Here is a 24,977-nt window from a genome sequence, read left to right on the forward strand (position 1 = left end):
TTTTTCGATAATAAGAACAATCAGTTTTTTTCGGAAAGGGCGAAGGTGAACAAAACATATGGCGAAAGACCAGATATTAACCGCCGACCAGGTCATCGACCGGACCCGTGCCTACTTGAACGAAGAGCATGTCGGATTTGTCCGGCGTGCGTTTGAGTACGCAAAAGAAGCGCATAAGCACCAGTTTCGTAAATCGGGCGAACCGTACATCATTCATCCTATCCAGGTTGCGGGCATATTGGCTGATCTTGAAATGGACCCGGCAACGGTCGCATCCGGTTTTCTGCATGATGTGGTAGAAGACACGGATGTGACACTGCAGGACTTGGCGAATGAATTTAATGCGGAAGTAGCAATGCTGGTAGACGGTGTCACAAAGCTTGGGAAAATTAAATATAAGTCAAAAGAAGAACAGCAGGCGGAAAATCACCGGAAAATGTTTGTCGCAATGGCACAGGACATTCGTGTGATTTTAATAAAGCTGGCAGACCGCCTGCACAATATGAGAACGTTGAAACACCTGCCGCAGGAAAAGCAGCGCCGTATTTCCAACGAAACGCTGGAAATTTTTGCGCCTCTTGCCCATCGTCTTGGAATGTCAAAGATTAAATGGGAGCTGGAAGATACAGCACTTCGTTATTTGAATCCGCAGCAGTATTACCGGATTGTCAATTTAATGAAACGTAAGCGCGAGGAGCGGGAGCAGTATTTAGATGACGTCATTGATTTAATGAGAACACGGCTCGATGAGATGGATATCACCTCGGAAATTTCCGGCCGCCCTAAACATATTTACAGTATTTATCGGAAAATGGCCATGCAGCACAAACAGTTTAATGAAATTTACGACTTATTAGCGGTTCGTATTGTCGTAGACAGCATCAAAGACTGTTATGCAGCGCTCGGCATTATTCATACATGCTGGAAACCGATGCCAGGACGTTTCAAAGATTATATAGCGATGCCGAAAACAAACATGTACCAGTCTCTTCACACGACGGTCATCGGCCCGAAAGGTGATCCGCTTGAAGTGCAGATTCGAACAGAGGAGATGCACCGAATTGCCGAGTACGGGGTTGCGGCGCATTGGGCCTATAAAGAAGGACGAACGGTAGACGAAAATGCATCGTTTGAAAAGAAAATGACGTGGTTCCGTGAAATTCTGGATTTCCAAAATGAATCGCAGGATGCAGAAGAGTTTATGGAATCATTAAAGCTCGATTTGTTTTCGGATATGGTGTTTGTGTTTACGCCAAAAGGCGATGTGCTGGAGCTGCCGGCCGGTTCTGTCCCGATTGATTTCGCCTACCGTATTCACTCGGAAATTGGCAATAAAACCATTGGTGCAAAAGTAAATGGGAAGATGGTTACGCTTGATTATAAATTAAAAACAGGCGATATTTTAGAAATTCTGACGTCAAAGCATTCATACGGCCCGAGTAAAGACTGGATCAAAATGGCGCAGACGTCGCAGGCGAAAAACAAAATCCGCCAATTCTTCAAAAAGCAAAATCGTGAAGAAAACGTGGAAAAAGGCCAGGAAATGGTCGAGAATGAAATTAAAAATATGGAATTTGATGTAAAAGAAGTGTTGACGCAGCAGAACTTAAAGCGCGTGGCGGAAAAGTTCAACTTCTTGAATGAAGACGACATGTATGCAGCAGTCGGTTATAACGGAGTCACCGCTCTTCAAGTAGCCAACCGGCTGACTGAAAAGCTTCGCAAGCAGCGTGATCAGGAAGCGGCTCTGAGTGAAGTGGTGAAGGAAATTAAAACGCCGCCAAATCCAGCTGCTCAAAAGAAAAATGCCGGTGTTACGGTTAAAGGCATCGACAACTTGCTGATTCGGCTGTCCCGCTGCTGTAACCCTGTGCCGGGTGACGATATCGTCGGCTATATTACAAAAGGGCGCGGTGTCTCTGTTCACCGGGAAGACTGTCCGAACGTGACGGCGGATGACGATGCAGAAAATCGCTTGATCCCGGTTGAGTGGGAGTCAGGCGGTGCAAATCAAAAAGAGTATTTGGTTGATATTGAGATTTCCGGCTACGACCGTCAGGGTCTTTTAAATGAAGTGCTGCATGTAGTCAGTGAAACAAAAACAAATATTTCCGCGGTATCTGGACGTTCAGACCGAAATAAAATGGCTAAAATCGATATGTCTATTTTTATTCGTAATGTGAATCACCTGCAAAAAGTGGTGGAACGGGTTAAACAAATTCCAGACATTTATGCAGTCCGCCGCATTATGAATTAACGTTGGCAGGTGTAGAAGAATGAGAGTGGTTTTACAAAGAAGCAAACAAGCAAGCGTGACAGTGGACGGAGCAATCAAAGGAGCCATTGACTCAGGCCTTGTCCTTCTAGTCGGTGTGACCCATGAGGATACGGAGCAGGATGCAGCCTGGCTCGCTGAAAAAATTGTGCATCTGCGTATTTTCGAAGATGAGTCGGGAAAAATGAATGAATCACTGCTTGAGCGGGGCGGATCGATTTTATCGGTTTCCCAGTTTACCTTGTACGGTGACTGCAAAAAAGGGCGGCGTCCGAATTTCATGAAGGCAGCATCCGGTGTCCAGGCAGAAGGGCTATATGATGCCTTTAACCGCCTCATCCGCGAAAAAGGCGTACAGGTGGAAACAGGTGTGTTTGGCGCCATGATGGATGTGTCGCTTGTAAACGACGGTCCGGTTACCTTAATTCTTGATACGAAAGATTAAGGTTGAAATCAGGAGAAAAGTTTTTTATAATCTTTTCATCGGCTGGATATCCAGTCCATCATAAAAAACATATGAAAAGCCATAGACGAAGAAAAGTAGTGAAGCCCATGCCCGGACAGAGAAAAATGCCGCGACTGAGAGCATTTACGGTGCACCTTCATGAACAGACACTTCTGAGGCGTTTTTCTGAAACAACAGTAGGAAAAACCGCGTATTGCGTTATCAAAAAAGGGAAAGCTTCGGCTTTAACGAGGGTGGTACCGCGGAAAACTTCCGTCCCTGCGCGCAGTGCAGGGATGGAAGTTTTTTTATGTGCTTTTACAAATAAAGGAGGAACGACCATGTCAGTGAATATTCCACGTGGTACGCAGGATATTTTGCCAGGACAGTCAGAAAAATGGCAGTACATAGAATCCATTGCTAAAGACGTCTGCCGCCGTTATCACTATAAAGAAATTCGCACACCGATTTTTGAGCATACCGAATTGTTCAAGCGCAGCGTCGGCGATACAACCGATATCGTTCAAAAAGAAATGTACACGTTCGAAGACAGAGGAGAGCGCAGTTTAACCCTTCGCCCAGAAGGAACAGCCGCGGTTGTCCGTTCATTTGTGGAAAACAAAATGTTTGGCCACCCGGATCAGCCGGTCAAGCTGTTTTACACAGGCCCGATGTTCCGGTATGAACGCCCCCAGGCGGGCCGCTACCGCCAGTTTGTCCAGTTTGGTGTAGAAGCGATTGGCAGCGAAGATCCGGCAATCGACGCGGAAGTGATTGCACTTGTAATGGATATTTACAAAGCAGCAGGGCTTCAAAAGTTAAATCTCGTCATTAATTCTCTTGGCGATGCTGACAGCCGAAATGCACACCGGGAAGCGCTCATCGGCCATTTCGAGCCGCGTATTGAGGAATTCTGCAGCGACTGCCAGACGCGTTTGCAGCAAAACCCGCTCCGGATTTTAGATTGCAAAAAAGACCGGAATCATGAGCTGATGCAGACAGCACCTTCTATTCTGGACTACTTAAACGAAGAATCAAAAGCGTACTTTGAGAAAGTCACCGGCTATTTAGATGCAATCGGCATTTCATATACCGTAGATCCAAAGCTTGTCCGCGGGCTTGATTACTACAATCACACAGCTTTTGAAGTGATGAGCGAGGCAGAGGGCTTCGGAGCCATCACGACGCTGTGCGGAGGAGGACGCTACAACGGTCTTGTCCAGCAGCTTGGCGGTCCGGAATCACCGGGAATCGGCTTTGCTTTCAGTATTGAGCGGTTTATTGCCGCGATGGAGGCAGAGAGCGTAGAATGGCCGATCGATCAAGGAATTGACTGTTTTGTAGTAGCGCTGGGAGATGCAGCAAAAGACCGGTCCGTCTCGCTTGTTCATGATCTGCGTACAGCGGGTCTTTCAGCAGACCGTGACTACCAGGACCGAAAAATGAAAGCTCAGCTTAAAGCATCTGACCGCCAGCACGCCCGCTTTACAGCGATTTTGGGCGAAGATGAACTGGCGGAAAACCGGATTACCGTCAAAGACATGGCGGCGGGTTCCCAGGACCAGGTGCCACTGGATGAGCTGGCTGGCTATATTAAAACAAAAATGGAGGCGAAGTAAATGTTTGGACGCACGTTTTATAACGGTGAAATGACCGAAGAACATATTGGAAAAGAAGTATCATTAAAAGGGTGGGTGCAGCGCCGCCGTGACCTTGGGAGCGTCATTTTTATTGATTTGCGTGACCGTACAGGCATCATGCAGATCGTGTTTAACCCGGAAATTTCAGCAGAAGCACTTGCTGTGGCAGAAAAAGTCCGCAATGAATATGTACTTGATGTCAAAGGGACAATTGTAAAGCGTGACGCGGAAACCGTAAATGAAAACATCCCGACTGGTACGATTGAAGTACACGTAACGGAAATCAATGTACTGAGCGAAGCGAAAACACCGCCGTTCATGATTGAAGACGGAACGGAAGTAAACGAAGACGTCCGCTTAAAATACCGTTACATGGATCTTCGCCGTCCGGTGATGTTTGAAACACTAAAAATGCGCAGTGATGTAACAAAAACGATTCGTGATTATTTAGACGAAAATCGTTTTCTTGATGTGGAAACACCGATTTTAACAAAATCAACACCGGAAGGCGCACGTGATTATCTGGTTCCAAGCCGTGTTCATCCAGGCGAGTTTTACGCGCTGCCGCAGTCACCGCAAATTTTCAAACAGCTGCTTATGGTGTCTGGTGTAGACCGTTACTATCAAATTGCCCGCTGCTTCCGTGATGAAGATTTGCGTGCAGACCGTCAGCCTGAATTCACACAAGTCGATATTGAAACAAGCTTTATGAGCCAGGAAGACATCATGCAAATGACAGAAGAAATGCTGAAAAAAGTGATGAAGCGCGTGAAAGACCTCGACATCGATGGATCTTTTGAACGCATGACATATGAAGACGCGATGAACCGTTTTGGTTCTGACAAGCCGGATACACGCTTTGGTCTTGAATTGATCGATATGGCCGATGTAGTTCGTGGATCTGGATTTAAAGTATTCGCGCAGGTTGTGGAGTCAGGCGGACAAGTAAAAGCGCTTTGTGTACCGGGCGGTGCTGAAAAGTATTCTCGTAAAGATATTGATCATCTAACAGAGTTTGCAGCGATTTACGGTGCGAAAGGCCTTGCTTGGCTGAAAGTTGAAGAAGACGGCATGAAAGGGCCGATTATCAAGTTCTTCACGGACGAAGAACAGGCGAAGATGCTGGAAACAGCCGAAGCAAATACAGGCGATTTAATCATGTTCGTCGCAGACAAAAAGCAGGTTGTAGCCGATGCATTAGGTGCTCTTCGCTTAAAACTTGGTAAAGAGCTTGGCATGATCGATGAATCTAAATACAATTTCCTTTGGGTAACAGACTGGCCGCTGCTTGAGTATGACGAAGAAGAAGGACGCTACTACGCAGCGCACCATCCATTTACAATGCCATTCCGTGAAGATATCGAGAAAATGGAATCAAACCCGGGCGCGGTACGTGCGCAAGCCTATGACATTGTGTTAAACGGCTATGAACTCGGCGGCGGCTCGATTCGTATTTTCGAACGTGATGTGCAGGAAAAAATGTTCAAGCTGCTTGGTTTCACAGAAGAGCAGGCGAAAGAACAGTTCGGCTTCCTTATGGATGCATTTGAATATGGTACGCCTCCGCACGGCGGTATTGCGCTTGGCTTAGACCGTTTAGTTATGCTTCTTGCCGGCCGTACAAATCTGCGTGATACCATTGCTTTCCCGAAAACAGCAAGTGCAGCAGACGTATTAACAGATGCGCCGGGCGAAGTGTCCAATGCACAGCTTGAAGAACTGCATCTGCGTATCAGCCAAACAGCGAAATAAGAAAAAAGTTGTGTTTTTAATTTTCTGATAAATTCGCAGTGGTCATTAGTTGATTTTCAAAAAAACGTATGATAATATGATTCCAATGAGGCGGATCCTGATGTGTACGTTAGTTACACATTCTGTTTTGACCGAACACTATATGTTAGGGAGTCTGAGTTTTTGGACAGCGCACATGCCCTTTGCGGGGACTTGCAACGCCCAGAACAGGGCACCCACCTGCTGTAGAGCGGGTTCAAAACATATGTTATTACAACGACGGCACGATTGGGATTCGCCGTCTTTTTTTATGCTTAAAAACAGGAGTGATTGTTTAAATGCTTCACCAATTTTCCCGTAATGAACTTGCCTTCGGAAAAGAAGGGCTTGACCTATTAAAAAATGCAACCGTTGCCGTTTTGGGCATTGGCGGAGTGGGCTCATTTGCAGCGGAAGCACTTGCCCGTTCGGGAGTCGGTCGCTTAATTCTGGTCGATAAAGATGTGATCGATATTACAAATATTAATCGCCAGCTTCCGGCACTTTTATCAACAGTCGGACAGCCAAAAGCGGATTTAATGAAAGAACGAATTGCGGATATCAATCCTGAATGTGAAGTGATCGCACTGAAAATGTTTTATACAGAAGAAACATATGAGCAGTTTTTCAGCTACGGACTCGATTACGTTGTGGATGCGTCCGATACGATCTCTTACAAAATTCACTTAATGAAAGAATGTTTAAACCGAAATATTCTGATTATCTCCAGCATGGGGGCGGCGAATAAGTTAGACCCGACACGGTTTACCATTGCTGATATATCTAAAACCCATACGGATCCTATTGCAAAAGTGATTCGCACACGCCTGCGCAAAGAAGGCATTCGAAAAGGCATTCCCGTTATTTTCTCGGATGAAAGCCCAATTGTGATCCGGGAAGATGTACGTCAGGTCGTCGGCAACGATGAGGCGGAAATTCGCAAAGCGAAAATGCCTCCCGCTTCAAACGCTTTTGTTCCATCTGTTGCGGGCTTAATCGCAGCAAGCTATGTTGTTCGTGACATTTTAAAAGATGTGAAAATCACTCGTGTAAACGACTAAAAAGTCATCCTTTTCCAAGGATGACTTTTTTTGCTTAAAAAAGGGACTTTTTATCTATATATTGGTATAATGTCATAGATTAATAACGATCGGAGTGCAAAAAGATGAATTTATTTATGGCACGCCAGCCCATTTTCAACGTCAATGAGCACGTATTTGGTTATGAGCTGCTGTACCGAAACAGCGAAACCAATACTTTTCCGGATGTGTCCCCGGATCAGGCGACAATTGAAGTGTTAATTCATTCATTTTTGACGGTTGGAGTAGAAAAAATAGCCCATGGGCACCCTTGTTTTATTAACTTTACAGAAACGCTGTTAAAAGAAAAAGTGGCTGAAAACTTTCCGGCGGAGCACGTTATTATTGAAGTGCTGGAGGATATTCCAATTACAGCTGAACTGATTGCTGTTCTTCAGAGACTGAAACAAAAAGGGTACTCAATTGCTTTAGATGATTTTATTCTGCGCGGGCAGACGGATCTGTATAATGAGCTGTTTAACCTGACTACATACATAAAGGTAGATTTTTTACATACAATACCCGCTGAGCGGCTGGCCATCGAACAAAAAGTGAAAAACGATTTTCCGCATATTGTGCTTCTGGCAGAAAAGGTCGAAACACATGAAGAATTCGAGAGGGCAAAAAGGGCAGGTTACGAACTGTTTCAAGGCTACTTTTTTGCGAAACCGCAGCTGATTCAGTCAGCATACCTGCCGATCAATGCGGTCACTTATTTTCATTTGATCAAGCTTTTGCAGGAAGAGGAAATCGATATTGAAAACATTACCCGCTTGATTGAACGGGATGTGTCACTGTCGTATCATCTATTAAAGCTGGCCAATTCACCTGCACTGCGTACAAGAGCCAAGATTAAGTCTATTAAACAAGCGATTATGATGCTTGGATTTATTGAACTGACAAAATGGCTGTATATGCTGGCTCTGCGGGAAATTCAAAAGGACTTGCCGGCCAAAACAAAAGAATTAATGGAATCGGCGCTGTTTCGCGCAAAAGCGTGCGAGGAACTGGCCAGGAACACTCAAGCTGGGAATGCAGCCGAGTTTTTTCTTGCAGGTATGTTTTCACTCGTAGATGTACTGCTTAAGTGCAGCATGTCAGATGTATTAGCACAAATTCCATTATCTGATCAGGTAAATGAAACGTTAAGGGGAACTATCACGCCTATCACTCCTTTCTTAGAACTTGTAGTCGGTATGGATATGGTGGATTGGAAGATCATTGAAACAAAAGTGCAAGAGCTTGGGCTGAATGTGCAAACAGTGAAAATGATTTATGAAGAGGCCCGGCAGTGGGCGGGGGAAATGAGCCAGGTCAGTGAGGCAATGAACTGATGGCAAATGAAAAACACCAGCTCCTCTAGAGAGAGGCTGGTGTTTTTGTTTGCCTGTACACCGGCATATTATGTTTTGCTTCTTTCAATTTTTTCGTATATACCGGCCAATGTCTTTTCGAATTTTCCAGTTGCCTTCGGTTCAAAATAACGTTTATGCTTTAAGGTATCCGGCAGATAAGACTGTGCGATCCATCCGCCGTCAAAATCATGCGGGTACTGATAGCCGACTCCATGGCCCAGTTTAGCCGCACTTTTATAATGAGCGTCTTTTAAATGGTCAGGCACTGCACCTGACCGCCCGGCCCGCACATCGGCCAGTGCCGCATCAATCGCTTTATAAGCGGAATTGGATTTTGGCGATAAGCAAAGCTCTACTACTGCATTGGCAAGGGGGATACGTGCTTCCGGGAATCCGAGCCGTTCGGCCGCTTCGACAGCGGCCAGTGTACGTTCACCAGCCTGCGGGCTTGCAAGGCCGATATCCTCGTACGCAATTACAACAAGACGCCGGGCGATGCTGACAAGGTCGCCGGCTTCAATCAAGCGGGCCAGATAATGAAGTGCAGCATTCACATCACTGCCGCGAATCGATTTTTGAAAAGCGCTCAAAACATCATAATGAGCATCGCCATCCTTATCATGGGCAAAACTTTTTTGCTGAAGGCATTCTTCGGCTGTTTCGAGCGAGATACGAATAATCCCGTCTGCATCTGGTTTAGTGGACGACACAGCCAGTTCAAGCGCGTTTAATGAGCTGCGTACATCACCGCCGGAACCTTGGGCAAAATGAGTAAGTGCTTCGTCCGTGATCTCTGTTTTGAACATGCCAAGCCCGCGCTCTTTGTCGCGCAGCGCTTCCGTTAACAGCCGCTTTACCGAATCGGGCCGGAGCGGCTTTACTTCGAAAATTTGGCAGCGGCTTCGGATCGCCGGATTTATCGCATGATATGGGTTGCTTGTTGTTGCGCCAATTAAAATAATCATGCCGTTTTCAAGAAAAGGCAGCAAATAATCCTGCTTGGCTTTATCAAGGCGGTGAACCTCGTCTAAAAGCAAAATGACGGTCCCGGACATTTTAGCTTCCGCAGCGACAATTTCCATATCTTTTTTGTTGCTGGTAACAGCATTAAGCATGCGAAACGCATACCGTGTTGTACTCGCAATGGCACTGGCAATCGATGTTTTGCCGGTTCCAGGGGGACCGTATAAAATCATAGAAGATAATTTTTTGGCTTCAGTCATCCGCCTGATGATTTTGCCTTCACCTGTTAAGTGCTCCTGTCCGGCTACCTCATCAATGGTACGCGGTCTCATTCGGTAGGCGAGCGGCTTCATATGAATCCCTCTTTCTCATTTGGTAGATTCACTGTATCATATCCCGAGTATTCCGGCATGTTTTTTGTACCTATAAAATGATATACTATAGGGATCATTGGATTAAAAAAGAAATGAGGCACAAATAAATGAGAATCTCAACTAAAGGAAGATACGGACTGACCATTATGATTGAACTGGCTAAACGCCACGGTGATGGGCCAACTTCTCTTCGTGTAATTGCTGGAGCCCATGATTTGTCGGAACACTACCTTGAGCAGCTGATTGCGCCGCTCCGCAATGCCGGGTTTGTCCGCAGTATTCGTGGCGCCTATGGCGGCTATGTGCTTGGACACGAGCCGCAGGACATTACAGCAGGCGATATTATCCGGGTGCTCGAAGGTCCAATCACACTTGTGGAGGGAATTGAAGACGAAGAGCCGGCGAAACGGGAGCTATGGATCCGGATTAGCGAAGCGATCAAGGGCGTTTTGGAAAATACAACACTCGATGACCTGGCGAATCACACCGTAACCGGTGAATCTGACGCATATATGTTTTATATTTAACGAGGTGTCAATATGGAACGAATTTATTTAGACCACGCAGCCACGTCGCCTGTTCATCCAGAAGCGGCCGCAGCGATGGCAGAAGTTTTAACCGAAACTTATGGAAACCCATCAAGCATTCATTCGTTTGGACGGGAATCGCGCCGGATTGTCGATGAAGCAAGAAGCGTGATTGCTGCTACGATAAACGCCGGCTTTAACGATATCATTTTTACGGGGAGCGGTACAGAAGCAGACAATCTGGCCATTTTGGGTACCGCGCGTTCAAAAGGGCCGGGTCATATTATTACTACCAACATTGAACATCACGCGGTTTTGCATGCATGTGAAGCACTTGAGAGGGACGGATTTGAAGTAACGTATCTGCCTGTCAATGAAGAAGGAATTGTATCCCTTTCAGCGGTAGAAGATGCGCTGCGGGAGGATACCATTCTTGTTTCTATCATGTATGGCAACAACGAAACAGGTGCTCTTCAGCCAATCGAGGCTATCGGACAGCTGCTTTCGGGCCATTCCGCTCTTTTTCACACGGATGCTGTCCAGGCATATGGTATCCTGCCAATTGATGTGAAAAAATTGAACGTCGACTTTCTTTCCGTCTCAGGACATAAAATTAACGGCCCAAAAGGTATCGGCGCTCTTTATGTTAAACCGGGAACAGCGCTTGTGCCGCTTTTATACGGAGGAGAACAGGAGCGTAAACGCCGTGCAGGAACGGAAAATACAGCGGCCATTGCCGGTATGGCGCAAGCTGCCAAAATCGCGGAACAAACACAGGAAGAACGAGCTGCCCGTTATATGGAAATGAAAAAGCTTTTTATTGATACACTTTCCGAGCAGGGCGCTTCATTTTCAGTAAACGGCAAAGTTGAACATTCCCTGCCGCATGTGCTAAACTTGTTTTTTCCCGAAACAGATGTAGAAGCTTTTTTGGTGAACCTGGATATGGCTGGTATCGCCGCATCAAGCGGGTCGGCTTGTACAGCTGGTTCCATTGAGCCGTCGCATGTTTTAACGGCGATGTTTGGGGAAAATTCACCTAAACTTCGGTCGTCAATCCGCTTTAGCTTTGGGTTTAATAATACAACGAAACAAATTGAACAAGCCGCTCTTGAAACAGCGAAAATCGCGAAGCGGCTTCAATAGAAAGAGGATGAAGCAATGAAAGCACCGAAAGACACCCGTGTTGTCGTCGGTATGTCAGGAGGCGTTGATTCTTCGGTAGCGGCGCTTTTATTAAAAGAACAAGGGTATGATGTAGTCGGCATTTTTATGAAAAACTGGGATGATACAGACGAATTTGGTGTCTGCACGGCGACTGAAGACTATGAGGACGTTATTCGCGTCTGCAACCAAATTGGTATTCCGTATTACGCGGTTAACTTTGAAAAACAGTATTGGGATAAAGTATTTACCTACTTTTTAGATGAATATAAAGCGGGCCGGACCCCTAATCCGGACGTGATGTGCAACAAAGAAATAAAATTTAAAGCTTTTCTTGATCATGCGATGAAGCTGGGTGCTGATTACTTGGCAACTGGCCACTACGCGCGTATTGATCGTTCCGGCGGTGAAGTGAAAATGCTGCGCGGTGTGGATGATAACAAGGATCAGACCTACTTTTTAAACCAGTTGTCTCAAAGCCAGCTGGAAAAAGTAATGTTCCCTATCGGAGAGCTTGAGAAAAAACGGGTGCGGGAGCTGGCAGCAGAAGCCGGACTCGCGACTGCGACGAAAAAAGACTCGACTGGTATTTGTTTTATCGGCGAGCGCAATTTCAAAGAGTTTTTAGGCCAGTATTTGCCTGCTCAGCCGGGTGATATGGTTACATTCGATGGCCTTAAAATGGGCCGTCATGACGGACTCATGTACTATACAATCGGACAGCGGCACGGTCTTGGGATCGGCGGAAGCGGTGAGCCATGGTTTGTTGGCGGGAAAAATTTAAAAACAAACGAACTGTATGTTGTACAAGGCTTCCATCATGAATCACTGTACTCTGATTCGCTTGACGCTGTGCAAGTGGGCTTTACAACAAACGAACCAATGCCGGAGACGTTCCATTGTACAGCGAAATTCCGTTACCGCCAGGCAGATACCGGCGTGACGGTAACACAAACCGGAGACGGAACAGCGCGGGTCGTTTTTGATGAACCGGTTCGTGCGATCACCCCGGGTCAGGCGGTTGTACTGTATGATGGAGATGTTTGTCTTGGCGGCGGAACAATCGATAAAGTATATAAAGAAAACAAACAGCTCGATTATGTCGGCTGAATGCAGTCCGCTCCTCTCTACGTGGAGCGGTTTTCTTTGTTATAATAAAGAAAAACTGGGAGGCTTCACATGGATAAAAATCAGCAGGGTATTGAATTGTTACAAGAAGGAAAATGGGAAGAAGCACTTAAGCTTTTCACCGAGCAAATTGAAGAAAAGCCGGAAGAACCAGCTGCATATATTAATTTTGGCCATGTACTGGCTGAGATGAATGATGGGGAACGGGCATTAAGATTTTATCAAAAAGCGGTTGAGGTCGCTCCTGACTCGAGTTCAGCTCAATACGCGCTTGGCTCTTTTTATTTTACGAATGAGCGTTTTGAAGAAGCCGCGCAGCGCTTTGAAAGAGCCATCCGGAGCGGAATGGAAGAAGCGGATGCTTACTTTATGCTGGGGCTGTCTTTTTTATATTTGGATCAAACTGTGATGGCGCTGCCGTATTTAATGCGTGCGGTGGAATTGGATGAAGACGATGTGGAAGCGCGCTTTCAATATGCGCTTGCTCTGGCAAAAACAGAGCAGTATGAAGAAGCAGAGAAAAACATGCAAAAAGTCGTCGAGCAGGACCCTGAGCACGCCGATGCTTTTTACAACCTCGGTGTTTTATATGCTGGTCATTACGAACAAGCTGACAAAGCAGCTCAATTTTTTGATCGAGCGTTAGAGATTCAGCCGGACCATATGCTGGCAGGCTACGGCAAAAAAATGCTGGAAAAAGCAGAATAAAAAGAGGTGGTCAGCACCGTGCAGGAAAAACGGGATTTATTCACAGAAGGAGAGCAGTTTTTAAAAGGACGGCATATTGTCACGATTTTCCGGAACGATGAAAACTTTTATACCGTTCTGCGTGTCCGTGTGACCGAAACGGACGGAACGTATGATGAAAAAGAAGCGGTGGTAACCGGGTATTTCCCTGCTGTCCATGAGCATGAAATGTATGAGTTTCGCGGTCATTTCAAAGATCATCCAAGGTTTGGGCGGCAGTTTATTGCCCGCACGGCTCAAAAAGAAATGCCGCAGACGAAGCAGGGGCTTGTGGCTTATTTATCCGGGGACTTATTTAAAGGCATCGGCAAAAAAACGGCTGAATCGATTGTAGAGATCCTTGGCGAGCAGGCGATCTCCAAAATTATTGCGGATAAAAGCTGCCTGCAAAACGTACCGCGCCTCCCGGCTGAAAAAGCGGATGTACTGTACGATACGCTGATGAAGCACCAAGGGCTTGAGCAGATTATGGTGGCTCTCAATGAATTTGGCTTCGGGCCGCAGCTATCTATGAAAATTTATCAAATGTATTACGAAGAGTCATTGAACGTCATTCAAGAAAACCCATACCGGCTTGTGGAAAACATCGAAGGAATCGGTTTTGTACGAGCTGATGAAATTGGTGCTCAAATTGGCATTAGCGGAGGGCATCCCGATCGCCTGAAAGCTGCGATTTTATATTCTCTTGAACAGCAGTGCCTTCAAGATGGCCACTGCTATATAGAAGCAGAAGAACTGCTGAGAAACGTAAAGGAGCTGCTCGATAAAAGCGCGAATGGCACAGCGGAATTCGAGGCGATCGCCAAACGGCTGATTGAGCTGGAGGAAGAAGGGAAAGTAGCCGGAGAAGAGCAGCGGGTTTATATGCCGTCTCTTTATTTTTCGGAAAAAGGGCTCGTCACCAACGTGCAGCGTGTAATGGAGCAGGAGCCTCATTCGTTTCCGGAGTCGGAGTTTTTGCTTGCGCTCGGTGAGCTCGAAGACCGTACCGGCATTTCTTACGCTCCTTCCCAGAAGGAAGCCATTCAAACTGCGCTTACTTCACCGGTGATGATTTTAACGGGAGGACCTGGAACGGGGAAAACAACGGTCATAAAAGGGATTGTTGAATTGTACGGTGAACTTCATGGCTTATCGCTCGATCCGAAAAAATATGACAAAGACGAGCCTTTTCCAATCAAGCTTTGCGCGCCGACAGGCCGCGCGGCAAAGAGGATGATGGAGTCAACCGGGCTTCCTGCTGTGACCATCCATCGGCTTCTTGGATTCAACGGACAGGAAGATCCGGAGGAAGAAGGCAATGCAGTTGGAGGACGGCTGTTGATTGTCGATGAAACGTCGATGGTAGATATATGGCTTGCCCATCAGCTGTTTAAAGCGATACCGGACGATATGCAGGTCATACTAGTGGGAGATGAAGACCAGCTTCCATCGGTTGGACCGGGGCAGGTATTAAAAGATATGCTTGCCTCAGGCGTCATTCCGTCCGTGCGGCTGACGGATATTTACCGCCAGGAAGAAGGCTCTTCCATCATCAGCCTGGCCCACAACATCAAAGACGGCGTGGTTCCGGAAACACTCACGGCTCCCCAGAAAGACCGTTCTTTTCTCCGGTGTGGAACCGGACAAATTGCGGATGTCATCGAAAAAGTCGTGAAAAATGCTGCGGGGAAAGGATATGAGCCGAGGGACATTCAAGTGCTCGCCCCCATGTATAAAGGACCGGCAGGCATTGATAAGCTCAACGAGGTGCTGCAGCAGGTGCTCAACCCAAACGAAGACGGCCAGCGGAAAGAAATTGCGTTTGGCCCGGTTAAATATCGAATTGGCGACAAGGTGCTGCAGCTCGTAAATCAGCCGGAGCAAAATGTATTTAATGGAGATATCGGAGAGATTGTCGCCATTTTTTATGCAAAAGAAAACACAGAAAAAGAAGACATGGTCATTGTTTCATACGAAGGCAATGAAGTAACCTATACACGCAATGACTTAAACCAAATTACACATGCGTTTTGCTGCTCAATTCATAAGTCGCAGGGAAGTGAATTCCCGATCGTGATTTTGCCGGTCGTTAAAAGCTATTATCGTATGCTGAGGCGGAATCTTCTGTATACAGCCATTACGAGAAGCCGGCAGTTTTTAATCCTGTGCGGCGAGGAAGAAGCGTTTCGAATCGGCATTGCCCGCAACGATGACCTGGTACGAAAAACAGGCCTTGCGGACCGGCTCTCCGGTCAAGAAGACCCCGAAAAAGAAGCAGAAGCACTGACTGAAGAAACATGGATGTCGATCGATCCAATGATCGGCATGGAAGGTATTACGCCTTTCGATTTTATGGTGGTATAGGAGAGAGCCGTTTCGGACATACTGATGGCAAAAACAGGAGGGATCATCGTGCAATCATGTCCGAACTGTGGAAGCCGGGAAGTAGGTCGTATCGGCTCCGACCATTATTACTGTCATGACTGCTGTGTGGAAATGTCCGAGCTTGAAGGCGGCCTTGTGATTCACCAAGTAGAAGAAGACGGGACACTTGTTCAGATTGATGAGTGGTCTTGAGTCATTGACAAACGTCCCATTCCTTTTTATAATTCGGGTATATGAATTGTGACAAATCGAAGAAGGACAGGAGTACATCATAGCCCGTTCAAAGAGAGAAATATTCATGGCTGAGAAATATTTCGGATGAAGAATGATGGAAAGCTGGGTCCTGAGTGCAGCAAACACTGCCGTCTGCCGCGTTAAGGCATTTGAGAGGCGAATTCCAGTGAAGGAATTGGCAATCAGGGTGGTACCGCGAACAAGCTTCGTCCCTGTTAGGGGATGGGGCTTTTTTTGTTGTCTTTTTTCGGTTGTGTACATACGATAAGGAGGATTTTGATCATGAAAACATTAACAGGTGCGGAGATCCGCCGCCTTTATCTAGACTTTTTCCAGGAAAAAGGACACCGTGTTGAACCGAGCGCGCCGCTTGTGCCGATTGACGATCCAAGTCTGCTCTGGATTAACAGCGGGGTGGCAACATTAAAAAAATATTTTGACGGGCGTATTATTCCGGATAATCCGCGTATCACAAACGCGCAAAAGTCGATCCGGACGAATGATATTGAAAATGTCGGTAAAACGGCGCGTCATCATACATTTTTTGAGATGCTTGGCAACTTTTCGATCGGTGAATATTTTAAAACGGAAGCGATTCACTGGGCATGGGAGTTTTTAACAGACGAAAAATGGATCGGTTTTGATCCGGAGAAACTGTCTGTTACGATTCATCCAGAAGATGAAGAAGCGTATCTTATTTGGAAAAACGAAGTGGGTGTGCCGGAAGAACGGATTATCCGTTTAGAAGGAAACTTCTGGGATATTGGTGAAGGCCCATCCGGTCCGAACACGGAAATCTTTTATGACCGCGGCGCCGAATATGGAGATGACGAAAACGATCCCGAGTTATATCCCGGCGGCGAAAATGAACGTTATTTAGAAGTATGGAATCTTGTATTCTCTGAATTTAACCATAATCCAGACGGTACTTACACACCGCTTCCAAAGAAAAATATTGATACAGGTATGGGTCTTGAGCGCATGGCTTCTGTTGTGCAAAATGTGCCGACCAACTTCGATACCGATCTTTTTATGCCGATTATTCGTGAAACAGAGCGGGTTTCGGGTGAACAATACGGGGTGGATCCGGAGAAAGACACAGCATTTAAAGTGATTGCCGACCATATCCGTACGGTTGCATTTGCAATTGGCGATGGTGCGCTGCCATCAAACGAAGGCCGCGGCTACGTGCTTCGCCGTCTTCTTCGCCGTGCTGTACGTTATGCAAAGCAAATTGGTATTAACCGTCCATTTATGTATGAACTGGTACCGGTTGTCGGTGAAGTGATGAATGATTATTATCCGGAAGTATCAGAAAAATCGGCGTTCATTCAAAAAGTTATCAAAAATGAAGAAGTACGTTTCCATGAAACGCTTAACGAAGGGCTTGCCATTCTTTCAGCTGTCATCGAAAAAGCGAAAGCGGCCGGTTCCAATACCATTGAAGGCGCGGATGTTTTCCGTTTATACGACACGTATGGCTTCCCGGTTGAATTAACAGAAGAATATGCGGAAGAAGAAGGCATGAAAGCGGACCAAGCCGGTTTTGAGCGTGAGATGCAGCAGCAGCGTGAGCGTGCACGTGCCGCTCGTCAGGATACCGAGTCCATGCAGGTGCAGGGCGGTGTGCTGTCCTCTGTGAAAGAAGAAAGCGCCTTTACGTATGACCGATTGACAGTCGATACAACTGTAGCGGTTTTAATCAAAGACGGTGTTCTTGTTGAGGAAGCGCACGAAGGAGAAGAAATTCAATTTATTCTAAAAGAAACGCCATTTTACGCAGAAAGCGGCGGTCAAATTGCCGATAAAGGAACTGTAGAATCGGAAACAGCCCGTGTTGTGGTAAAAGATGTGCAAAAAGCACCGAACGGCCAAAACGTTCACAGTGCGGTCGTGGAAAGCGGAACATTGTCAGTGGGAAGTGCGGTTACAGCAAAAGTAGATGTACTGTCGCGCGGCAAAATTATTAAAAACCACACAGCTACACACTTAATGCACCAAGCATTAAAAGATGTACTCGGCACGCACGTAAACCAAGCGGGATCTCTCGTTGAACCAGACCGCCTTCGCTTTGACTTTTCGCATTTCGGCCAGGTAACAGCAGATGAGATTGCCCAGGTAGAAGGGATTGTCAACGAAAAGATCTGGCAGGGGATCGCGGTGGAAACAGCGTTTAAGCCAATCGCAGAAGCAAAAGCGATGGGAGCGATGGCCCTGTTCGGCGAGAAATACGGCGATATTGTCCGGGTCGTTTCAGTTGGCGATTTCAGTCTTGAGCTTTGCGGTGGCTGCCACGTAGTGAATACAGCGGAAATCGGCTTGTTTAAGGTTTTGTCTGAAAGCGGCATTGGGGCAGGGACACGCCGGATCGAAGCGGTAACAGGCGAAGGCGCATTCCGCTATTTGAATGAGCAGGCAGCTGTATTAAAAGAAGCAGCGTCAAAACTAAAATCCAATCCGAAAGATATTTTAACGAAAGTGGACAGCCTGCAGACAGAAATGCGTGAACTGCAGCGTGAAAATGAATCACTTTCAAAGAAATTGTCAAACATAGAAGCAGGCAGCCTCTCCGATAACATCGAAACAGTGAATGGCGTACAGCTTCTCGCGGCAAAAGTGCAGGCGGCTGATATGAATGCTCTTCGGACAATGGCTGATGAGTTAAAGCAAAAAGTCACACCAGGTGTCATTGTGCTGGTTGCTGAAGCAGATGGCAAAGTAAACGTCGTCACAGCGGTGACAGGCGATTTAACCGAAAAAGGCTTCCATGCTGGAAAACTAGTGAAGGAAGTGGCTGGATGCCTTGGCGGAGGCGGTGGAGGCCGTCCAGATATGGCACAGGCAGGTGGAAAAGACCCATCGAAAATTGACGAAGCACTGCAAATTGCCATTGAATGGGTGAAATCCATTTGAATATGTTGTCATTTGTTGTACAATGAAACATATCGTACAGAAGCGGGCATGTAAAATCCGCCTGAAGTGAGGTGCTGACAATGAGTTCTTTTGACAAGACGATGCGGTTTAACTTTCCAGAAGAGCCGTATGAAGAAAATGTAAAAGAAGTGCTGCTAAAGGTTCATGGCGCACTGGAGGAAAAAGGGTACAATCCGATCAATCAAATTGTCGGCTATTTGCTTTCCGGAGATCCGGCTTATATTCCGCGTCACAATGACGCCCGGAATTTAATCCGCCGGCTTGAGCGGGATGAAATTATTGAGGAGCTTGTCAAAACGTACCTGAAAGAACAGCAGGAGGAACCTACATCATGAGAACTATGGGCCTTGACGCCGGCACAAAAACAATCGGCATTGCCGTCAGCGACGCATTTGGCTGGACAGCACAAGGCATTGAAACGATAAAGATCGATGAGGCGGCAGGCGAATTTGGTCTTGATCGGATCGGCGAGCTTGTGCGGGAGCACGAAGTGAGCAAATTTGTTGTCGGCTTTCCGAAAAACATGAATAATACAGTAGGGCCGAGAGGAGAAGCTGCAAAGATGTTTGCAGGTCTTCTTGAGGAATCCTTTAACCTTCCGGCTGTACTGTGGGATGAGCGGCTGACAACAATGGCAGCAGAACGAATGCTTATTGACGCAGATGTAAGCCGGAAAAAACGAAAAAAAGTAATTGATAAAATGGCTGCGGTGATGATTCTGCAAGGATATCTCGACAGCCAAAAATGATGAGGTGACCATTGATGGAACATGGTGAAAAGCAAATCACAGTAATTGACGACAACGGTAATGAACAGCTTTGTGAAGTTTTATTTACTTTCCACAACGATGAATTTGACAAGTCCTACGTGCTTTACTTCCCAGTAGGCGCAGAAGAAGATGATAACGAGGAAATTGAAATTCATGCTTCTTCTTTTACGCCAGGTGACGAAGGAGAAGACGGAGAGCTTCAGCCGATCGAGTCGGATGAAGAGTGGAACATGATCGAAGAAATGCTTAACACATTTCTTGATGATGAAGAACAAGAATAATCAGCAGGAACAGGCGCTAAAATAAGCGCCTGTTCTTTTTCTTTTGGGCATCATTCTTGTATACTATAAAAAGAAAATGGTGTCGAAAGGAGATTTTTATGTCGAATGATATTTTTCTGCCGCCTTCAGGGCGTAAAAGGCGGTTGAAAAGAGCAGTTTTAATCGTGTTTTTTTTACTACTTCTGCTGGCAGCAGCGCTTGCGGCGGGAGCTTATTACGTTTGGAAAAGCGCATCAGGCCCTGCGGATGCAGGAAATGATAAACAAGTGAATGTTTCCATTCCGCTTGGTTCAAGCCTGTCTTCCATTTCACAAACGCTTGAAGACAAAGGCATTGTAAAAAATGCAATGCTGTTTAAATATTACGTAAAGTATAAAGGCGAAGGTGATTTTCAGGCGGGAGAATATGTGTTGTCTCCTTCCATGACCCCTGACGCCATTATGTCTTCCTTAAAAGAAGGGAAAGTACTGGGAGACGGCAGCTTAGCCATTCCGGAAGGCTATCAGCTGGCTCAGATTGCGGAGCTGATCGCTGCTCAAACGAATCGGGAAGCAGAAGACGTGCTGGCTGTGCTGAATAGCGAAGCATTTATTCAAAAAATGATGACAAACCACCCTGCGCTTGTTACAAACGCAGTGATGAATGAAAATATTCGCTATCCGCTCGAAGGCTATTTGTATCCGGCGACTTATGATATAGAAAATCCGGAAAAGCCGGTTGAAGAGATCGCAGAAGAAATGATTGCCAAAATGGATGAAATCGTACAAGGCTATTCCGCTCAAATTAAAGCATCCGGCATGACAGTTCACGAATTTTTAACATTTGCTTCACTCGTCGAGGAGGAAGCAACCGGTAAAACGGATCGCAAAAAAATTGCCAGCGTCTTTTATAATCGAATGAAAGCAAACATGCCGCTGCAAACAGATCCAACAGTGCTGTACGCGAAAGGGGAGCATAAAGATCGAGTTCTATATGAAGACCTCGAGGTGGATTCTCCTTACAATACGTACAAAGTCAAAGGCTTAACGCCAGGACCGATCGGCAACAGCGGCATTGATTCGATGGAAGCCGTGCTGTCACCTGAGCAAACAGATTTCCTTTACTTCCTTGCTTCACCGGCAGGAGATGTTTACTATTCAAAAACACTCGAGGAACACAATAAATTAAAAGCAAAATATATCACAAACGCCGAGTAAAAAAGCGCACATAGATTTTCCGCGCTTTCTATGATAAAATAGTTCGGGCGCAAAAAGACACGGGAAAGCTTTCATAGCTTTCTCTTTTTCTTAGAAAAGAGGGTATTATTACCATGAACGACAATATACATGGCTACATTGAGTCATTGCTTCAGCCGCGGACGGGTTTGCTCGCAGAAATGGAGCAATATGCGGCCGAGCACCGCGTTCCGATTATGGAACCGGTCGGCATGGACACACTGCTGGCTGTCATGAAGCTTCAAAAGCCTGAGCGTCTGCTTGAGATCGGCACGGCGATCGGGTATTCGGCTCTTCGGATGGCAGAAGCGGTTCCCGGGCTGCACATTACAACGCTTGAGCGTGACGAGGATCGATTTAACAAAGCTACTCAATACATCAGCCAGTCAGGCGAGCAAAACCGGATCCGAATCCTGTTAGGCGATGCGCTTGAACTAGCGGAACAGGCAGCGGAAGACGGACCGTTTGACGCCATCTTTATTGATGCGGCAAAAGGACAATATCGCCGCTTTTTTGAATTATACGAACCGATGTTAAAGCCGGGCGGCGTTATTTATTCAGACAATGTGTTGTTTAAAGGGTACGCTGCTGGAACAGATGCACCGTCGAAACGTCTTGAGAAAATGGCACAAAAAATTATGGATTACAATCAATGGCTGATGACGCATCCCGGTTATGATACATCTATTATCCCAGCCGGTGATGGCATTGCCATCAGCACAAAACGGAGTGAAGAAAAATGAAAAAACCAGAATTGCTTGTGACACCGGGCAGTGTTGATGAACTGATCAAACAAATAGAAGCAGGTGCTGACGCTTTTCTTATTGGAGAGCAGCAGTATGGCCTGCGCCTTCCGGGTGAGTTTACCCGTGAACAGGTAAAGGAAGCCATTCGCATTGCGCATGAGCATGGCAAAAAAGTATATGTGGCAGTTAATGCCCTTTTTCATAACAATATCGCGAACGAACTTGATGAATACGTAACGTTTGTTGAACAAGCAGGTGCTGATGCTATCGTATTCGGTGATCCGGCTGTTATTATGGCCGTTCGGGAAACAGGCGCGGCGATTCCGCTGCATTGGAATCCGGAAACAACGGCGACCAATTACTACACAGCGAACTACTGGGGCAAACGCGGAGCTGTTCGTGCCGTACTTGCCCGGGAACTCAGCATGGATGCGGTTATTGAAACGAAAGAACAGGCGAATGTTCAAATTGAAGTGCAGGTTCATGGGATGACATGCATGTTCCAGTCAAAGCGTCCTCTTCTAGGTCATTACTTTGAATACATGGGCAAAAATATGGAAATCGAAAAGCGGCAGGGTGCGAAAAACATGCTGCTTCACGATCCAGAACGCAGCAACAAATACCCTATTTATGAAGATGCAAATGGCACTCATATTATGAGCCCGAATGATATGTGCATTATTGATGAACTGCAGGAACTTGTGGAAGCAGGTATCGATTCATTTAAAATTGACGGTGTGCTGCAAACAGAAGAATATCGTCTTGAAACAACGAAATTGTATCGGAAAGCGATTGACCTTTGCGTAGATCAGCCGGATCAATATGAAGATAAAAAAGAGGACTTGCTTGAAGCTGCGGAAGCACTTCAGCCCGATCACCGTCCGCTTGATTCAGGCTTTTTCTTTAAAGAAACGGTTTATTAATAAAGGAGGAAACGGAAATGAACGGATTGATAAACGATGCGATCTCCGAGATCGTCGACGGCAAACGGGTCATTGTGAAAAAGCCGGAGCTTTTGGCACCGGCCGGAACACTTGAAAAGCTGAAAATCGCCGTCCGTTACGGAGCGGATGCGGTATATATTGGCGGTCAGGAGTATGGCCTCCGCTCAAATGCCGGCAACTTTACATTTGAAGAAATGAAAGAAGGCGTTGAGTTTGCTAAAGCCTACGGAGCAAAAGTGTATGTAACGACCAACATTTTTGCACATAATGAAAACATCGACGGTCTTGAAGACTACTTGCGTGGAGTGGGTGAAGCTGGTGTTACAGGTATTATCGTAGCGGATCCGCTTATTATTGAAACATGCCGCCGTGTAGCGCCGAACGTGGAAGTTCACTTGAGCACACAGCAGTCTCTTTCAAACTGGCGTGCAGTGAAATACTGGAAAGATGAAGGTCTTGACCGTGTTGTTCTTGCCCGTGAAACAACTGGGGAAGAAATGCGCTTAATGAAAGAAAAAGTCGATATTGAAATTGAAACGTTTATTCACGGAGCGATGTGTATTGCTTATTCAGGCCGCTGCGTACTGAGTAACCATATGACTGCGCGCGACTCCAACCGTGGCGGCTGCTGTCAATCATGCCGCTGGGATTATAACCTGGTAGAGATGGAAGACGGTGTTGAAACAGCAATCACGCAGGAAGGCGATTCACCGTTTGCGATGAGTCCAAAAGATTTGCGTCTGCTGCAGTCTATTCCGGGACTGATTGAACTGGGCATTGACAGCTTAAAAATTGAAGGCCGCATGAAATCGATTCACTACGTAGCAACAGTAGTCGGTGTATACCGGAAAGTAATTGACGCATACTGTGCAGACCCTGAAAACTTCACCATCAAAGATGAGTGGCTTGAAGAACTGGAGAAGTGTGCTAACCGGCCGGCAGCACCAGCATTCTTTGCAGGAACACCAGGAGCTGACGAACAGCTTTTCGGCGTTCATGGCAAAAAAGCGTCCCACGATTTTACAGGTCTTGTTGTAGATTACGATGAAGAAACACAAATCGTTACACTACAGCAGCGTAATTTCTTCCGTCCAGGCGATACAGTGGAGTTTTTCGGGCCAAAGATGGAAACCTTCCAGCAAGTAATCGGCACGGTTATGGACGAAGACGGAAATGAACTGGATGCAGCGCGCCACCCGCTTCAAATTGTCCGTTTCAAAGTAGACCGTCCTGTTTCAAAAGATGATATGATGCGGAAAGGGCTGTGACATTGATGAGTAAAAAGCCGATTGTCATCGGCGTCGCGGGCGGATCAGGCTCTGGTAAAACCAGCGTTGCCCGTGCGATACATGATTATTTTCAAGATGGCTCGATTATGATGATCGAGCAGGATTACTATTATAAAGACCAATCACATCTAACGCTTGAAGAGCGGTTACAAACAAATTACGACCATCCGCTTGCATTTGATAATGACCTGCTGATTGAACAGGTAAATGAGCTGATCAATGGACGGCCTGTTCAAAAGCCGGTCTATGATTATGCACAGCACACGCGCTCTGAAGAAACAATTCCACTCGAGCCGAATGACGTGATTATTTTAGAAGGCATTCTAGTGCTTGAGGATGAGCGCCTGCGTGATTTAATGGACATAAAACTGTTTGTAGACACGGACGCGGATTTGCGGTTTATCCGCCGTCTGACGCGGGATATAAAAGAGCGGGGTCGTTCGCTGGATTCTGTGATCGAACAGTATACAGAAGTTGTGCGGCCTATGCACAACCAGTTTATCGAGCCAACGAAGCGATATGCGGATGTGATTATCCCAATCGGCGGAGAAAACAAGGTAGCCATTGATTTATTAATTGCAAAAATACAAACAATTCTTGAACAAAAAGACATTTTATAGTATGTTTTTAGAAAACAGGCATACAATGGGAAAAACGCGCGCCTTCTCTAAAGCAGAAGGGGCGCGCTCATATTTAAGTGCTTTTTTTGGTGAACATTAAAGGAGTGGAAGA

The 24,977-nt window shown here is 46.3% G+C and carries 22 protein-coding genes, 1 other RNA gene and 2 other annotated features; of the genes, 22 read left to right on the top strand and 1 reads right to left on the bottom strand.

Annotation, left to right across the window (positions count from 1 at the left end):
* Positions 1-58: 58 nt before the first annotated feature.
* The 7 genes from RRU94_RS13960 (at position 59) to RRU94_RS13990 (ending at position 8,543) form a co-directional block, all read left to right on the top strand.
* Complete coding sequence (locus RRU94_RS13960) at positions 59-2,257, top strand: RelA/SpoT family protein (protein WP_315694972.1); 2,199 nt, start codon at positions 59-61, stop codon at positions 2,255-2,257.
* Positions 2,258-2,276: 19 nt separating this feature from the next.
* The gene (gene dtd, locus RRU94_RS13965) at positions 2,277-2,720 is read left to right on the top strand and encodes a D-aminoacyl-tRNA deacylase (protein ID WP_315694974.1); all 444 of its coding nucleotides are present in this window, start codon (positions 2,277-2,279) and stop codon (positions 2,718-2,720) included.
* Positions 2,721-2,793: 73 nt separating this feature from the next.
* Positions 2,794-3,004 (top strand) — a binding site (T-box leader).
* A 57-nt stretch (positions 3,005-3,061) separates the two neighbouring features.
* Positions 3,062-4,339 (top strand): histidine--tRNA ligase, encoded by a 1,278-nt coding sequence (hisS, locus tag RRU94_RS13970; protein WP_315694976.1) that lies wholly within the window; start codon positions 3,062-3,064, stop codon positions 4,337-4,339.
* Positions 4,340-6,112, top strand: a complete 1,773-nt coding sequence (gene aspS, locus RRU94_RS13975; protein ID WP_315694978.1) for an aspartate--tRNA ligase — start codon at positions 4,340-4,342, stop codon at positions 6,110-6,112. It begins immediately after the preceding gene.
* 91 nt (positions 6,113-6,203) lie between these two features.
* Positions 6,204-6,390, top strand: a non-coding RNA gene (gene ssrS / locus RRU94_RS13980) — 6S RNA.
* 39 nt (positions 6,391-6,429) lie between these two features.
* Complete coding sequence (locus RRU94_RS13985) at positions 6,430-7,191, top strand: tRNA threonylcarbamoyladenosine dehydratase (protein WP_315694980.1); 762 nt, start codon at positions 6,430-6,432, stop codon at positions 7,189-7,191.
* Positions 7,192-7,295: 104 nt separating this feature from the next.
* Positions 7,296-8,543 carry an EAL and HDOD domain-containing protein gene (locus RRU94_RS13990; protein WP_315694982.1) on the top strand — a complete coding sequence of 416 codons (1,248 nt, stop codon included), beginning with the start codon at positions 7,296-7,298 and terminating at the stop codon, positions 8,541-8,543.
* A 68-nt stretch (positions 8,544-8,611) separates the two neighbouring features.
* Here RRU94_RS13990 and RRU94_RS13995 read toward each other — a convergent pair whose 3' ends face one another.
* Positions 8,612-9,886: a replication-associated recombination protein A gene (locus RRU94_RS13995; protein WP_315695964.1), complete on the bottom strand. Its 1,275-nt coding sequence runs from the start codon at positions 9,884-9,886 to the stop codon at positions 8,612-8,614.
* Positions 9,887-10,008: 122 nt separating this feature from the next.
* Here RRU94_RS13995 and cymR point away from each other — a divergent pair, with 122 nt between their 5' ends.
* From cymR to udk, 15 genes are all read left to right on the top strand, one after another.
* Positions 10,009-10,428: a cysteine metabolism transcriptional regulator CymR gene (gene cymR, locus RRU94_RS14000; protein WP_242233371.1), complete on the top strand. Its 420-nt coding sequence runs from the start codon at positions 10,009-10,011 to the stop codon at positions 10,426-10,428.
* A gap of 12 nt (positions 10,429-10,440) precedes the next feature.
* Complete coding sequence (locus tag RRU94_RS14005; RefSeq protein WP_315694985.1) at positions 10,441-11,574, top strand: cysteine desulfurase family protein; 1,134 nt, start codon at positions 10,441-10,443, stop codon at positions 11,572-11,574.
* Positions 11,575-11,589: 15 nt separating this feature from the next.
* Positions 11,590-12,702 carry a tRNA 2-thiouridine(34) synthase MnmA gene (gene mnmA / locus RRU94_RS14010; RefSeq protein WP_315694987.1) on the top strand — a complete coding sequence of 371 codons (1,113 nt, stop codon included), beginning with the start codon at positions 11,590-11,592 and terminating at the stop codon, positions 12,700-12,702.
* Between the two features lie 69 nt (positions 12,703-12,771).
* A complete protein-coding gene (locus RRU94_RS14015) occupies positions 12,772-13,428 on the top strand; it encodes a tetratricopeptide repeat protein (protein ID WP_251271103.1) in 657 nt (218 codons plus the stop codon).
* Between the two features lie 18 nt (positions 13,429-13,446).
* On the top strand, positions 13,447-15,813 hold the full coding sequence (locus RRU94_RS14020; RefSeq protein ID WP_315694990.1) for an SF1B family DNA helicase RecD2: 2,367 nt from the start codon (positions 13,447-13,449) through the stop codon (positions 15,811-15,813).
* Between the two features lie 48 nt (positions 15,814-15,861).
* Entirely contained in the window at positions 15,862-16,026 is a 165-nt protein-coding gene (locus RRU94_RS14025) for a hypothetical protein (protein WP_242233376.1), read from the top strand.
* 50 nt (positions 16,027-16,076) lie between these two features.
* Positions 16,077-16,285: a binding site (T-box leader), on the top strand.
* Positions 16,286-16,350: 65 nt separating this feature from the next.
* Positions 16,351-18,981 carry an alanine--tRNA ligase gene (alaS, locus tag RRU94_RS14030; protein WP_315694993.1) on the top strand — a complete coding sequence of 877 codons (2,631 nt, stop codon included), beginning with the start codon at positions 16,351-16,353 and terminating at the stop codon, positions 18,979-18,981.
* 80 nt (positions 18,982-19,061) lie between these two features.
* Complete coding sequence (locus tag RRU94_RS14035; RefSeq protein WP_242233378.1) at positions 19,062-19,337, top strand: IreB family regulatory phosphoprotein; 276 nt, start codon at positions 19,062-19,064, stop codon at positions 19,335-19,337.
* Positions 19,334-19,750 (top strand): Holliday junction resolvase RuvX, encoded by a 417-nt coding sequence (ruvX, locus tag RRU94_RS14040; RefSeq protein ID WP_315694996.1) that lies wholly within the window; start codon positions 19,334-19,336, stop codon positions 19,748-19,750. The genes RRU94_RS14035 and ruvX overlap by 4 nt, the downstream gene beginning before the upstream one ends.
* Positions 19,751-19,764: 14 nt before the next feature.
* A complete protein-coding gene (locus RRU94_RS14045) occupies positions 19,765-20,052 on the top strand; it encodes a DUF1292 domain-containing protein (protein ID WP_251271099.1) in 288 nt (95 codons plus the stop codon).
* Positions 20,053-20,150: 98 nt separating this feature from the next.
* Positions 20,151-21,248, top strand: coding sequence for an endolytic transglycosylase MltG (gene mltG / locus RRU94_RS14050; protein WP_315694998.1), 1,098 nt, complete (start codon positions 20,151-20,153; stop codon positions 21,246-21,248).
* A gap of 113 nt (positions 21,249-21,361) precedes the next feature.
* The gene (locus RRU94_RS14055) at positions 21,362-22,009 is read left to right on the top strand and encodes an O-methyltransferase (protein ID WP_251271097.1); all 648 of its coding nucleotides are present in this window, start codon (positions 21,362-21,364) and stop codon (positions 22,007-22,009) included.
* Positions 22,006-22,935 carry a peptidase U32 family protein gene (locus tag RRU94_RS14060; RefSeq protein WP_315694999.1) on the top strand — a complete coding sequence of 310 codons (930 nt, stop codon included), beginning with the start codon at positions 22,006-22,008 and terminating at the stop codon, positions 22,933-22,935. Before RRU94_RS14055 ends, RRU94_RS14060 begins: the two co-directional genes overlap by 4 nt.
* 17 nt (positions 22,936-22,952) lie before the next feature.
* Positions 22,953-24,224 carry a peptidase U32 family protein gene (locus RRU94_RS14065; RefSeq protein WP_315695000.1) on the top strand — a complete coding sequence of 424 codons (1,272 nt, stop codon included), beginning with the start codon at positions 22,953-22,955 and terminating at the stop codon, positions 24,222-24,224.
* Between the two features lie 5 nt (positions 24,225-24,229).
* Positions 24,230-24,865, top strand: a complete 636-nt coding sequence (udk, locus tag RRU94_RS14070) for a uridine kinase (RefSeq protein WP_315695001.1) — start codon at positions 24,230-24,232, stop codon at positions 24,863-24,865.
* Positions 24,866-24,977 lie beyond the last annotated feature (112 nt).

The organism is Domibacillus sp. DTU_2020_1001157_1_SI_ALB_TIR_016 (assembly GCF_032341995.1).
Taxonomy (GTDB): domain Bacteria; phylum Bacillota; class Bacilli; order Bacillales; family Domibacillaceae; genus Domibacillus; species Domibacillus indicus_A.